Source organism: Catenulispora rubra, assembly GCF_015356825.1.
Classification (GTDB): domain Bacteria; phylum Actinomycetota; class Actinomycetes; order Streptomycetales; family Catenulisporaceae; genus Catenulispora; species Catenulispora rubra.
In genome coordinates, this window is sequence record NZ_JAACYW010000004.1 from 89,654 (window position 1) to 103,268 (window position 13,615).

Sequence of the window (13,615 nt, forward strand, 5' to 3'; positions counted from 1 at the left end):
TGCGGCCGCATGGGCGGTTGTCAGAGTCCTGTAACGGGCACGGGCGCCGCCCAGTCGGGGTTCCCGTCTATGGTGTCGGGTCATGGGTTACAGCACGAAGTTCACCGGCAAGATCGCCGTCAGGCCGCGGCTGAACGAGCACGAGATCGCTTACCTGCGCCGGTTCGCGGACAGCCGACACATGGACCGGGACAAGGGTCCTTACTGCTGCGGTGCCGACTGGGACGACGACGAGTCCGACGTCCTCGACTACAACGAGCCCGGGCCCGACCAGCCCGGCCTGTGGTGCAACTGGGAGCCGACGGACGACGGCCGGTACATCCGCTGGAACAAGGCCGAGAAGTTCTACGACTCCGCCAAGTGGATGGCCTACCTGATCCGGACCTTCCTGATGCCGGGAGCCGCGCTCCAGGACGAACTGGCCGACCCGGTCCGGGACTTCTACTACGCCCCCGAGTTCGAGCACTTCACATTCGACCACGCGTGCGACGGTGCGCTCAAGGCCCTGGGCGACTCGCCGGACGACCGGTGGAGCCTCATCGTCGCCGACGGCGAGGTGTTCGTGCAGCACAAGGGTAAGGACGAGCGGGAGGGTCCGATCACCGACACGTCGGCCACGGAGCTGGCCTTCATCCCGGTGGTGCTGGCCGGCGGCCCGCATGACGGCGAGGTGCACGAGGCCTGGGCGCCGTATGTCCGCAAGGGGCTGAGGCTGAGCGACGGGACGCGATACGCCCTCGATCCAGCGGCGCCGCCCGGGTCGGACATGACGGAACGAGGCCGGATCATGCACTTCCAGGAGGTTGAAGCGGTCATGTAGCACAACGCGAGGACCGCTGCGCAGCCGAAGCCGGCCCCTCGGCTACCAGTTCAGCGGTTGTCACCGTAGCGAGTTCTATAGGGGTAATCCGCATTTGGACGATTGAACTGCACCGTGGCGGGACACGCCCGCCAGCAGAGCAAGCCTCAGGCTCGAACCCGTCCCGCACCAGCGTGGCTACGACGGCGGGAAGAAGATCAACGGCGCGAAGCGGCATATCGCCCCCACCAGACGATGGTGCGCTGGGCGATGATCCCGCTCATGGCACACCGACTGACGAAACCGAACAAGCCGCGAACGCCCCGGAGCCCAAACGCGTGACCCAGCCACGCTCGGCCAGCCGCTTCGCCTTCCAGCGAACCCCTTCGATCTTCGCCGACACCGCCGCGAAGCCGAGCAGGCACGCGATCTGACGGTCGTTTACGGCTGTCCGCGGTACATACGCGGCACACGATCTTGAAGAGTGCTGCAGGCCAGTCGGCATGTGGATCTCCGCTCGAGCCTCCGACACCATCCGTGCCGGGCTGCAGGCCATACCGCGGGGTCAAGACAGAGCCAGGGCAGCCAAGACGGCATACGGAGTAGCACCGCCGGCGTTCACATCGAGGCCATCGCCCTGGATATACCACTCGCTGGCATGACCTCCTGTCCTTCCGGGCACCCTGACCACATAGCGCCTGCGATCCGCACGGGTCGCCCACGGGCGCTCATCGGACCTGTTCGGCCGCAGATCCACCCCCCCCAGTCGGCGACACGCAACGAAACGACCAGATCGGCCTCGGTATCGCGCGTCTCAACGCAAGCAGCACGGGAAGCAGCCCGAAGCCCGCCGACGGTCGGACTGATGATCATCACCGACCACGGGGCACCAGCGTCTTCACATGCAAGATCGGAACGGAATGGCCGCCCCGGCCGGTCAACCGCATTATCCGGACAAGCCCACGAGTATCAAGGCCCTGGCCGTCGAAGCCGGACGCGAGTCATTCACCGAAGCGGGCCGGCGCACCGGCACCCGGACCACACGCGATAACCCGCAAGCCTTGATGACCGGCGAGTTCCTCGCGTTGCGGGTACGTCCGGTCAACAACGCCATACCCCGCGGCGCCGACGGCACGCTCCCGGCCCAGTGGCTCCTCGCCCAGTGAGACGAAGACGCCCCAGAACCCTCCGACTACTGGCTCAGCACCCTCCCAGCAGACACCGACCCGACCGTCTACCACGTCCTGCGAGAACTACAGGTCATCCGGCAGCTGTCGCTACTTCCGTACGTACACGAGGTACTGCCCGTTCTGGAACGACAGTCGGTAGCGGTCCGCGAGAATCGGGGACTTGTACAGCGCGTGGTACACGTCGTCGGGAGTCGGTCCAGTGAATCGCATGACCACGACCTGGATTCCGTTCTCTGCGGGGTCTTTCAGGTCGTTGAGCCAGAGGTTCGTCGTCTTGGTTTTGCTGCCTTCGTAGATGGTCCGCTGCAGTACGGGGAACAGCACCTTCTCGTTGCCGTACCCGTTCATGAGGATCGGCCCGCCGGTCTGGTGGACCAGGACGTCGGCGGTCTGGGCCTGGAGTTCAAGGTAGGTGTTGGCGTTCCGTGCCTCGGCCGCGATCACCACCTCGTTGCGCGCGAAGGTGGTCGTGGACAGTGCCGCGATCAGGACGACAGCAGTGACCGTCACCGGCAACGCCGGCCACCTGCGCGGCCATCGGGCCGCGAGACAGCCGATCAGCAGCGCGGCCGGAAGGATCGGAGCGAGGCCGAAGCGGAGGTTGTCGAGGTCGCCGTTGATCTGCGGCACGCCGATGGGGAACTGGCCGCGCTCGATCGAAGCGATGTGGAACGCCGGCAGGAGGAGCAGGCCCGTGATGGGCAGGGAGCGCGCGGAGAGCCGCTCATGGAGCAGGAATGCTCCCAGGGCGGCGATGGCGACCGCCACCATCACCATGCCCAGGTTGGCGGTCACTGCTATGCCGTAGGCATGCAGCGTCGTCGTGATGCTGCCGATCTCCGGGTCCGTGCGGTGCGCCATCTGCTGGGCCGAGGAGCCCTCGCCGGTGAGGAAGTTCAGCGGGCTGCCGAAGATGGCCCAGTTGTAGAACACCCAGCCGGAGGCGGCGCTGAGCAGCCCGAACACGGTCGGGATCAGTGCCAGGCCGCGTGCGTCGCGACCCCGGTAGCCGAGCTTGCGGGAAATGAGAGCCACGCAGAGCACATAGACGCAGGCCAGGAACCACGCCTCGTAGCGGCACAGCATCGCCGCCATGCTCGCCAGCCCCGCGGCCAGCAGGCCGGTCGGCCGGCCTGTGTCGGCCCACCGGACGAGGAAGTACACGGCTGCGAGGGTGCAGGCGTAGAACGGCATCTCGTCCATGGCGGTGCTCTGTAGATACAGAACGTTGGGGTTGGCCATGAAGACGCTCGCCGCGATGATGCCCGGCCAGACCCGGTCGGGCGAGAAGATGCGAACGGTGCGGTAGATGAGCACCGCGGCGGCCACGAAGCAGCCCATGGAGACCAGCGATCCGGACAGACCCGAGGTGTAGAGCGTCGAGTTCCACGCGAACGGCATCTGCAGCACGTGCGGAAGCGGCAGCCACACGCCGCCGAGCTGCGCGATGCCCGGCGTCGGCCCCGTAACCACGCGTCGGCCGATCTCCAGGTGCGAGTAGCTGTCCTTGAGCGCCAGCACCAGATGCCGACGCGAGAAGTAGACGTACGCCCCGACCGACAGCATCGTCGCGACGGCCGCGACCGCGAGGACGGCCCGCCGCTCCGTCGGCGGCGCCGGCTGGGGCCGGTGCTCCTGTCTGACGGTGGGCCGCACGACCATCGGGATAAGCGTGGTCTCGTCCAGCTGTGGCGCGGCCGGGATCGGCCGGCGCGGCGGCGCCCCCGCTTCGCGCTCGGATTCCGGGGACTCGGAATCGGCGACGGCGGTCACGAGTGACTCCAGGGCTCGGCGAAGCAGGACTTGATGGCCGAGTCGCCGCGCCCGATGAACGACCCCGAGGGGTCGTTCTGCGCGTGGTCCGGCACGGCGTTGCTGTCGACCATCCAGAAGTAGAGCCCGCGCAGGTGCAGGGCCCGGGCGCTCTGGCAGGCGGCGGCGAACCAGTTGATCTGGATCTGGGGTTTGATCGCGGCCGAGGCGCTGCCCCAACTGTTGGGCTTGGTGTATGCGCCAGCCTGCGCCGGGATCCCGAGCTCCTGGATGGCGGTCTTCTCGAGTGTGGCCCCGGACCGGTGGCGCAGCCACGCCGTCCACGCGGCGGAGAGTTGGTCCACACTGGCCGTGTCGGGCAGCTTGAGCGGCGGGTAGGCGTCCACTCCGACGTCCGGGACGGCCGAGGGCACCTGGTCGTGCGCCCAGGAGTCCCAGTTGCTGGCGTAGGTGAGTTCCCCGCCGTACTTTGCGGTCCCGTCGGCCATGACGCCCCGCCACTGCGCGTCGGCGTCGATGAGCGAGTTCAGCTCGGTGCCGACGACGAACTCGTCGGCGCGTTGAGCTCGGGCCATCGTGAAGTAGGGGCCGAGCAGGGCGCGGTAGCTGGCGAACCAGCTGTTCACGTCGGCCGGCTGAAGCGATCCACGCCAGCCGCCCGAGGAGATGATGTCGGCTTCGTCGATGAGCGGGCGCACCGTCACCCGCAGCCCGCGCGCTTTGGAGGCGGCGACGACCCGGCCCAGAGCGGTCGGATCCGGGGTGGCGTCCGGGGTGCCGTAGGCCCGGGTCGGCTTGGCTCCGTCTGTGAAGATCGGGAAGGTCACGGCCACGGCGTTGGCGCCCAGCCCGACCACGTAGTCGAGGATCCTGGCAGCCTGCTTGTCGACGGAGGCCGGATCGCCGATGGTGTGCCAGTACACTTCGACGCCCAGGTCGGCGTTGATCGACTGGACGCCGGAGGAGACGCGAACGCCGGGCGCGGGGATGCTCGGCGTGGCCGATCCCGGAGCGGTCGACGAGCCCGGGGCGCTCCCCGTATCGAACGCACCAGGTGTTCCTGACGGCACCAGGCTGTTGCCAGCACCACCGTCGGGGCGCCCCGGATCCCCGGTCTCCGGAAAGGCCTGCACCTGTGCGGAGCCCGCGGGCAGGGCGGGCGCCAGACGTCCGCAACCTGCTACGCCCAGCAAGGACGTCGCCGCGACCGCCACGGCAAAGCAGAGGAGCCGGCGGGGACGGAACACCTCCGGTCGAGCCGGTCTCCGACCTCGTATTCGCCCGGTCACCGCCCGCTCCCCGCGCAGGCTGCTGCTGCTTCCACCGACGGCGGGACCAGGTCGGCCGTGTCGTCGCCGATCTCATGCCCGTGCGGTGTCTTGTGCCAGGCCCGCTTCCCGATCGCCATCTCCCAGACGGCGATGTACGTCGACCGGCTTATCCACAGCCACATGACCGGCGCAAGGAACATGTACTTGATGAGCCCGTAACGCCCGCGTGTGTGCTCAGCCTCCTGGACGCATGTCAGGACCAACTCGCAGAGCAGACCGAAGTTGCCGATCAGCAGCAGCGCCAGGCTCGGGTAGTACACGGACGGCGGGAACAGCTGCCAGACCACCGGAGAACGGGTGACGAAGTACACCACCGTCATCCCCCAGAACAGCGGGTTGAGCAGGAACGACAACGGCGTCCCGATCATCAGCAGGTTGAAACAGACCCACCGCACCGGACCCATCCGTCGCGCACTGGACAGCGGCCTGCGGGTATGGACCAGACCGGTCTGCAGGTAGCCGCCCTTCCAGCGGCGCTGCTGCTTGTCGACGATCCGCAAATGGGCCGGCGCCTCCTCCAAGGTCACCGAGTGCAGCAGGTCTATCCGATAGCCGCCGGCCACCAGGCGGGCGCCCAGGTCGGCGTCCTCGGTGAGGTTGTGCGCATCCCAGATGTCGCCGTTGGGCAGCGCGACGGCGGTCAACGCGGCCATCCGGAAGTGGTTGGAAGTGCCGCCGAGCGGGATCGTCATGCCCAGGCGCGCCAGGCCCGGCAGGAAGCGCCGGAAATGAATCTTGTAGCTGATCCAGTAGAGCGCGGTGACCCAGTTGGTGTCGTCGTTCCAGAACGCCAGCTCAGCCTGTAGGCAGGCCAGGTCCGGCCCGGCGGCCCGGAAGGTGCCGAGCGCGCGCAGCAGCTGGTCGGACGCCGGACGGTCCTCGGCGTCGTAGATGGTGCAGAACTGGCACTGCGCTGTGGCCAGCAGATCGAAGGCCACGTTCATGGCGTTCGGCTTGGTCTTCGGCCCGCCGGGCGGGATGACCACCACGGTCAGGTGGCCCAGTCCCCCGCCGTCCGTCTCGCCACCCCGCCGGAACGGAAGGCCCAGCCGCTCCGCCGCCTGCAGCGTCTCCTCGTCGTCCGACTCGATCAGCAGCAGGATCCGCAGCTTTTCCCGCGGGTACTCCAGGCGTTCGACCCGGGCTACCAAGTACGGCAGCATGTTCGCTTCCTTGTGCACGGGAAGCAGGACCCCGTACCGCGGCAGCCCCGGATCGTCGGCCTCGACCATCCGCCGTGGCAGCCACTGGTGCTTCTGCCCGGCCAGCGTCACCACGAACTTCAGCACCGCGAACACCGTGTAGAACAAGATGCAGGCCGCAACGACGACAGTCAGCGCGGCCATCGGCCGGGTGAGCGCCCCGATCACGATGAGGGCCGCCAACGCCGCCACGAATAATGTCTGACGGCGGCTGAGCAGGCGTGCGGCGGTCTTACCGCCACGCCTGTTAATGGTATTTCGGCGGACGCGATTACCGACCACGCTCGCATCGCTTTCTCATTGGGGATTCCCGCGCGCGGCGAGCGCTTGGATCTCCAGCGAAACATGAAACCAAAAACAATGGAGCCCACGCCGATGTGAGACAGATGGGACCGAGTCCCGACTGTTCCCCTCGTGCTTGGGCTCCCGCACCACTCAGTATCCTGACTCGCCAGGCCATTGACAAATCGGCCCCACCTTGTGACTCCCCAGTAGAGTTCCACCAGACTCTTCCAAATTTTCAGCACACGGGAACGGCCATTGGAAAGCGAATACGGTGGTTTCCATACGGGCAGCGCGGATGTGATCGCCGGGTATGCAGACGTGATAAGGAAGACTCTGCTCGGCGCCGGCGGCTCGGCGGCGCACGCGACCTCTATCGCCTTGGCAGACGGCAGCTGGAACCAAGGCCGGCCGGGCCCGGCGCAACCAACACGACGTGGCCTCCGGCTTCCAGAGGCCGCGCGAGCCCCAGCCAATCTGCACGCCGTGCACCAACAACTTGGACTCGTTCCGTTGTGTCCGTTGTCCTGCAAGGCACGACGAGCGACCGATGCGCAATCGGGGCGTGAAGGACACGACCGGCGGCAGGTCGTAGCGCTCACCGGTTATCGACGAAACCTGCTGACCTGCGTTGCAACCTCCGCCGTCGGTGGGGCTTCTGCACGCCAATTGATCATTGCCCGTGAGAGGCGATACGTCCGGGTATCAGGGGCCAGGGATCTGCGCGGGGTGGTGCAGGGCGGCGGCGTGGTGGGCGCACAGATATACCACTCGACGATTTTCGGGCAGCTCGCGAAGCAGTAGGCCCCCGGGCTCGGGGTCGAAGTCGGTCAGCGAGGCGCCGAGCCGGTGGAAGTCAGGGCTCTTGTGGTCCGTCAGTTTCAGGTCGTCGAGGAGCTTGCTGGACACCCCGCGACGCGTCGAAGGTCTGCAGGAACGTGTGCAGGCAGTCATCGACCGGCTGATCACCGGGATCGCTCCGAACGGCCAGGCCGACCTGCTCAGCGAACTCGCCGCGTCGGCTCCCATGGTCGTCATCTGCGAGCTGCTCGGGATCCCGGAGTCGGACGGCGCCGCCTTCCAGGACTACACCCGATCGCTGATGACGCCGAACGACCCGAATCGGCCGTCCATGCGCGACGCCGTGACCGGCATGTACATGTGCTTGGTGGGTCTGATCGAGCGCAAGCGTGCCGAGCCGGCCGACGACTTGCTCAGCGCGATGATCGCCGCGCGTGACGGGGAGGACCGGCTGACCGAGAACGAGCTGATGTCGTTGGTCTTCCTCATCCTGTGGCCCGGCTTCGAGACCACCGTGCACCTCATCTCCAACGGCATCGCCGCCCTGCTCAGCGAACCACGGCTCGCAGAGCTCGTCCGCGCGGAGCCCGACCCGCACACGCCCCGCATGGCCGCGCTCGTCGAGGAACTGCTGCGTCGCGACGGTCCGGCGCTCAATTCGATCCGGCGCTTCCCGAAATGCTGCTCCTCCGCCACCGTGAGAAACGTCTCCACCTGCCGAAGCGTCACCTGCACCCGCGCCTCCGATCCCAAGAACACGCAGCTTACGGGGGCTAGGCTAGCAATAGTCAGGGAACGGCTTCGGGTCGACGACAGCGTGAAACGCCGTCTTTTTCAAGAAACGGAATCGATCTATGCCTAGCCGCGATGACACGGTCGGCGATGACTCCGGAAGAATTCCGGCTCCCGCGACGGTGACGTTCCATGACACGCTTCGTACGGCCATCCGCCGCCAACGCCTGACTCTGCAGGTCGTCTCCAGACGCCTTGGTGCACTCGGGTATCCAGTCGGGGTGTCCACTCTGGGCGACTGGCAGCACGGTAACGCCCGACCCGCCTCGGTCCCCGCCGTGCACGCGCTGGAGAAGATGCTCGGCCTTCCCCATCAAGCACTGAGCGAACTCATACCGCGTATCGAACTCAGCGAACGTTCCGGAGCACTGGGCGAACTCCTCGACCAAGTTCCGGGTGCGCGCGACCGTAATGTCGACGTGCTGTCGCGACAGGACCGGGCGTGGGCCGACGAAGCTGGCCGGATCTGGCGGATCACCTCGCGGGTGGTGCTACGGGCCAGGCGCGACGGCGTCGACCGGTACATCCTTCGGTACTTCGCCGACGCCGGCTCGGTCCTGAGCAGGATCGACGTCGAAGCCGTCGCCAACTGCACCGTCGGGCAGGTTCGCTGGCGCGCCGACGCCCCGGTGATCGTCGCCGAACTCTGCTTCGGGCAACGTCTGAGGGCCGGTGAGACCTGGCTGCTGGAATACCGTTGGACGAATCCCACCGGCGAGTCCAGCACCGTGCTCGCCCACGCCGTGCGACACCGGCTCGAGCTGTACACCCTGGAGCTCGTCTTCGACCCCGCGGCACCACCCGCGGAGTGCCACGCCTTCACCCAGACCGACTACGACGAACCGATCCGCCCCACGGCCGCGCTCGAGCTCAACACCCACCACACGGTCCACCTCATCGGAACGCCCCTGCTCACCGGCCTGCACGGCATCAGGTGGCGTCTTCGGGACTGACGTCCTGCAGACCTCCCGGCGCCACGCCGGCCAGGGGCGGGGATTGTAGACGGTCGTGCAGCGACCGTCCACATCCCTTAAGGGTCCGGATATTCGAATATTGCGACGGGCCCAGGCCACCGGAACATTCGTACCCGTCCTCGTAGCCAGCGATCGGCTCGGCCCAACGAGGAGAAGGCCGCCCGGCTCGGACTCCCTCGAAGGACACCGTCGTCCAGAGGCTGCGCTCTGTCGGGGCGGGTGGCGCCGTCAGCTTCTGCGAAATCGAGGAGTGTTGGTGAGACGCATTCTGCCTGTGATCATCGCCGTAGCCCTGTGGGCCGCGGCGGCGCTCGCGATCCCCCTTCCAGCGAAGGCCGCTTCCAGCGGCAGCTGGACCGTCAACGACCCGTCGGGCTCCGGCCCCGCCGCGGTCATCGCATTGACCAACGGCCAGTTGACGTTCTCGGCGCAACGGAGCGGGACGACGGTACTGTCGGCGCCGATCGGGATCACCGCGAACGTGGGTGACTTCAGCAGCGGCTTGAACTTCGCAAGCCGCTCAGACACCGTGACGACCCAGTCCTACACGATGACGACCGGGAAGCAGCGCTCCCGAAGCGCCACGTACAACCAGACGACCCTGGCGTTCACCGGGAGCAACGGCGCGGCCGTCGACCTGGTGGTGGTGGCCGGCGCCGAGGGAGTGGCGTACCGGTGGGTGCTGCCGGAATCCGGCGCCATCCAGGTCACCGCCGACACCGCGGGGTGGACGGTGCCGACCGGTTCCCCGGCCTGGCTCAACGACATGGCCTCGGACTATCAGGGCCAGTGGCGGACCACCACCGCCGGAGAGGCCGCGGGCGGCAACTACGCCTACCCGGCGCTGTTCAACGTCGGCGGCACCTATGTCAGCGTCGCTGAGACCGACCTCGACGGCCGCTACAGCGCCACCACATTGACCCACGCCGCCGGCACCGGCACGTTCACCACCACCCTGGAGAGCCAACCGTCCACAACCGGGCCGCTGTCCACACCCTGGCGGGTCGCAGCGGTCGGCACTCTGAACACCGTCTTCGCCAGCCAGATCGAGTTCGACCTGGCCCCGCCGTCGAAGGTCTCCGACACGTCCTGGATCAAGCCCGGCCAAGTCGCCTGGTCCTGGCTCACCCAGGGCACAGGTGACGAGAACCAGCAGAAGCAGTACGTCGACTTCGCCGCGCAGAACGGGTGGCCCTACGACCTGGTCGACGCCGGCTGGTCGGCCAGCTGGATCCCCGACCTGGTCAGCTACGCCAAAGCCCGCAACGTCAACATCCTCCTGTGGTACGACTCCAGCACCCTGCAGACCGACGCGGCGTTGCAGCAGGCCATGCAGCAGGCGGCCAACTGGGGCGTGGCGGGCGTCAAGATCGACTACGTGTTCAACCACACCCAACCCACCCTGCAGTGGTACGACAAGGTCCTCTCCCTCACCGCGAGCCTGCACCTGATGGTCAACTTCCACGGCACAGAGGTGGTCCGCGGCATGCAGCGCACCTGGCCGCAGGTCATGTCCAACGAGGCCGTCTACGGTGCCGAGCAGAAACAGGACAACGCCTCCTTCGACACGATCCTGCCGTACACCCGCAACCAGGTGGCCAGCATGGACTTCACGCCGGTCGACTTCAGCACCGCCATGGGCAACACCACCCTGGGACACCAGGTCGGCATGGCCGTGGCCTTCGAATCCGGGTGGCAGCACTACTCCGACAACCCGGCCAGCTACAACAGCCAGCCCCTGGCCCTGTCCGTTCTGGACCGGACTCCCACCGTCTGGGACGAATCCCGACTGCTCGGCGGCACACCCGGCCAAGAGGTCTACATGGCCCGGCGATACGGCAGCACCTGGTACCTCGGCGGCCTGTCCGCCGTCGGCGCCAAAACGTTCACCACCGGCCTGAGCTTCCTCGGCTCCGGACAGTACTTCGCCGAAACCGTCCGCGACGGCAGCAGCGGAGGACTGACGCGCGACACCGCCACCGTCACCTCGGCCGGCACGCTGTCGGTACCGGAAGCCGCCAACGGCGGGTTCGTCACCATCATCTGCCCGGCCACGCCGGGAATCACCGCCTGCCCCAACCCGACCGGCTCCGTCGCGAGTAACGACTTCTCGGTGGCGGTGAGTCCGTCGTCGGGTTCGGTGGCGCCTGGCTCTTCGGCTACTGCGACGGTGAACACCGCCGTGGTGTCGGGCTCGGCGCAGTCGGTATCGCTGAGCGCCAGCGGACTTCCCAGCGGCGCGACAGCCTCGTTCAGCCCCTCATCGGTGAACGCCGGCGGATCCAGCACGCTGACGATCTCCACGTCATCGTCGACTCCGGCCGGCACATACACGGTCGCGGTCACTGGTTCAGCGGCGTCGGCCACACATTCAGCTATCTATACATTGACTGTTACCGGGTCCGGCGGCGGAATCTCGAACGGTTCACACACACTGATCGCCTCGGGCAAGGCGCTGGACGATCCGAATCACTCCACGGCGACGGGAACCCAGCTGATCACCTGGGCCCCGACCGGCGGCGGGAACCAGAGTTGGGTGTTCACGCAGCAGTCCGACGGTTCGTATCAGATCGTGAACAGCGAATCGAACCTGTGCATCGACGTCTCAGGAGCCTCCACGTCCCCAGGTGCACAGGTGATCCAGTGGACCTGCCATGGCGGCGCCAACCAGCGATGGATCATCACACCGCTCGCAGGCGGCGGCTACACGATCGCCTCGCAGAACGGCGGACTGTTGCTGACCACCGCCTCAACCTCGGACGGATCACTGGTGACCCAACAGGCCAACACCGGCTCAGCCCTCCAACACTGGACCATCAGCTAAGAACACAGCCAGCCGGAGCCCAGCAACTTTCCGCGGCTTCATGTTCTGGCCAATCCAGCCAGGAGAAGGGCGGCCGGTTCGACCCAGGCCGGCCGCCCGCTTCGTGATGGAAACTGCATAAGTGCGTGTGATGTGGCCGCCCTCGCGGAGGGTTGCGAAGGCCAACCCGCGCGGCCAGCTGTGGATCGTCACCGACAACCTGTCCTGGCACAACAGCGTGTCCACCCGCGAATGGCCGGCCGAGCACCCGCGGATCCGCCACGCTTTTTCATCCCGACCCGGGCCTGCTGGCTGAACCTGCAGGAAGGCTGGTGGCGCCTCTTCCGCAAGACCGCGCTGGCCGGAGTGTCCTTCGCCGAGACCACCCGGATGGCCACCGCCCAGCTCAACGCCCAAGCCAAGCCCTGGACCCGGGAAGACCACCACCACCGACCAGGCTCCTGCGACGCCGCTTCACCTACATCCTATGAACCACACGGCCCAACCGCCCGAAACGAAACAAAACACTCTAGAGGGTACGCCTGCGGGGCAGACGTGCGGCACCGGCGGCGGCTTCACACCGCAGACGTTCGTGTTCAACGCTACCGTCGGACACACCTAGGAGCTGAGGGTCATCGACTACGCCGTCCCGCCGAACTGCACCGGTGACACAGCCTCCGGTTGCCATGTGATCGACGTGACCTTCCAGGGCAACGCCACCGGCCATGACATCGCTACCGCAGTTACCAGCTGACGGGCTCGCCGGTCGCTCAGCGACTGCGGACGCTCACTCCCTGAACGTTGGAAGTGCTCAGCCATCCGGGACCGTCTCCGGCCTGGCGGTGCCGTAGGAGAGGCGCTGCCAGGATGGGCACGGTCTTCACCAGCGGGAAAGCTCCCGCCTAGTCATCAGCGGCATGGTCTGTTTGTGACCTGGAACAGCCTGGAGGTCGCTCGCGGGCCCGCGGATGAGTTCGCAACACGACGAGAGCGGGACAACACTCAGCTCGGCATACCCAGCCGCCACATCACTCACTCGCTACCGAGGTTTGTCACGACGAAGGCCGACTCGCGAACCACGCTCGCACCGGGCGCCTGCGCATGATCCAGTACGCGTTGACACTCTCGATGTCGCGTCAACGCTACGTTGCCCGGTAGCCGGTAGCCGTAGCCGTAGCCGGTAGCCGGTAGCGACCGGGATCGTCACCGATCGATCCCCGCCACGCCCGAACGGCGCGCCGAAGACGTACCGGGATGACGGGCCGGCCACCGGCCTTACCTGTGCGACCAGCGCAAACGGTGCGTCAACCGACCCGTGCCGAATCTGGACACTGATATCTGCCGGCCTCGGGCCTCTGGTACTGTCCCGGCACGATCCGCCAGCCCCGGGAGGCCGTCAGTGGTGTCCGATGAGTATCAAGATCCCGACCGGGCCGCGACCGCCGACTCCGGCCCGCTCCAGAACCTGGCGCGAGAGTTGGTCGCGCTGCGGGACGCCGCCGGATTGAGCTTGAAGGAGTGGGAGCGGATCGTCCACTCCAGCGACTCTTCGCTGTCGCGCTACCTGTCGGGGCGCTCCATCCCTCCATGGAGCGTCGTCGAAGCCATGTGCCGGGCCACCGGGCGTGAGACCGGTGCGCTGCGGGAGCTGTGGTCGCAGGCGCGGTT

9 protein-coding genes and 1 pseudogene are annotated in these 13,615 nt (G+C 67.1%); 6 read left to right on the forward strand and 4 right to left on the reverse strand.

All coding sequences use genetic code 11. From position 1 onward, the window contains the following. The first annotated feature begins 82 nt into the window (after positions 1 to 82). On the forward strand, positions 83 to 820 hold the full coding sequence (locus tag GWK61_RS02990; protein ID WP_194904660.1) for a hypothetical protein: 738 nt from the start codon (positions 83 to 85) through the stop codon (positions 818 to 820). 881 nt (positions 821 to 1,701) lie between these two features. Continuing rightward, positions 1,702 to 1,965 (forward strand): hypothetical protein, encoded by a 264-nt coding sequence (locus GWK61_RS02995; RefSeq protein WP_194904604.1) that lies wholly within the window; start codon positions 1,702 to 1,704, stop codon positions 1,963 to 1,965. Between the two features lie 111 nt (positions 1,966 to 2,076). Here the strand turns inward: GWK61_RS02995 and GWK61_RS03000 are convergent, their stop codons facing one another. The 4 genes from GWK61_RS03000 to GWK61_RS03015 all read right to left on the reverse strand — a co-directional run bounded on the left by GWK61_RS03000 (position 2,077) and on the right by GWK61_RS03015 (position 7,486). Further along, complete coding sequence (locus tag GWK61_RS03000; protein WP_194904606.1) at positions 2,077 to 3,762, reverse strand: ArnT family glycosyltransferase; 1,686 nt, start codon at positions 3,760 to 3,762, stop codon at positions 2,077 to 2,079. Further along, the gene (locus GWK61_RS03005; RefSeq protein WP_194904608.1) at positions 3,759 to 4,976 is read right to left on the reverse strand and encodes a glycoside hydrolase family 113; all 1,218 of its coding nucleotides are present in this window, start codon (positions 4,974 to 4,976) and stop codon (positions 3,759 to 3,761) included. Before GWK61_RS03005 ends, GWK61_RS03000 begins: the two co-directional genes overlap by 4 nt. 71 nt (positions 4,977 to 5,047) lie before the next feature. Beyond that, positions 5,048 to 6,487 (reverse strand): glycosyltransferase family 2 protein, encoded by a 1,440-nt coding sequence (locus GWK61_RS03010; RefSeq protein WP_194904611.1) that lies wholly within the window; start codon positions 6,485 to 6,487, stop codon positions 5,048 to 5,050. Between the two features lie 795 nt (positions 6,488 to 7,282). Continuing rightward, positions 7,283 to 7,486, reverse strand: coding sequence for a hypothetical protein (locus GWK61_RS03015; RefSeq protein ID WP_194904612.1), 204 nt, complete (start codon positions 7,484 to 7,486; stop codon positions 7,283 to 7,285). Here GWK61_RS03015 and GWK61_RS03020 point away from each other — a divergent pair. The 4 genes and pseudogenes from GWK61_RS03020 to GWK61_RS60540 all read left to right on the forward strand — a co-directional run. After that, positions 7,476 to 8,240: a cytochrome P450 gene (locus tag GWK61_RS03020; protein WP_194904614.1), complete on the forward strand. Its 765-nt coding sequence runs from the start codon at positions 7,476 to 7,478 to the stop codon at positions 8,238 to 8,240. The genes GWK61_RS03015 and GWK61_RS03020 overlap by 11 nt on opposite strands. Positions 8,241 to 8,391: 151 nt before the next feature. After that, positions 8,392 to 9,123 (forward strand): hypothetical protein, encoded by a 732-nt coding sequence (locus GWK61_RS03025; protein ID WP_194904616.1) that lies wholly within the window; start codon positions 8,392 to 8,394, stop codon positions 9,121 to 9,123. A 277-nt stretch (positions 9,124 to 9,400) separates the two neighbouring features. After that, positions 9,401 to 11,968, forward strand: a complete 2,568-nt coding sequence (locus tag GWK61_RS03030) for an RICIN domain-containing protein (protein ID WP_194904618.1) — start codon at positions 9,401 to 9,403, stop codon at positions 11,966 to 11,968. Between the two features lie 1,381 nt (positions 11,969 to 13,349). Next, a pseudogene (locus tag GWK61_RS60540) lies at positions 13,350 to 13,589 on the forward strand (helix-turn-helix domain-containing protein); the annotation flags it as partial. Positions 13,590 to 13,615: the final 26 nt, after the last annotated feature.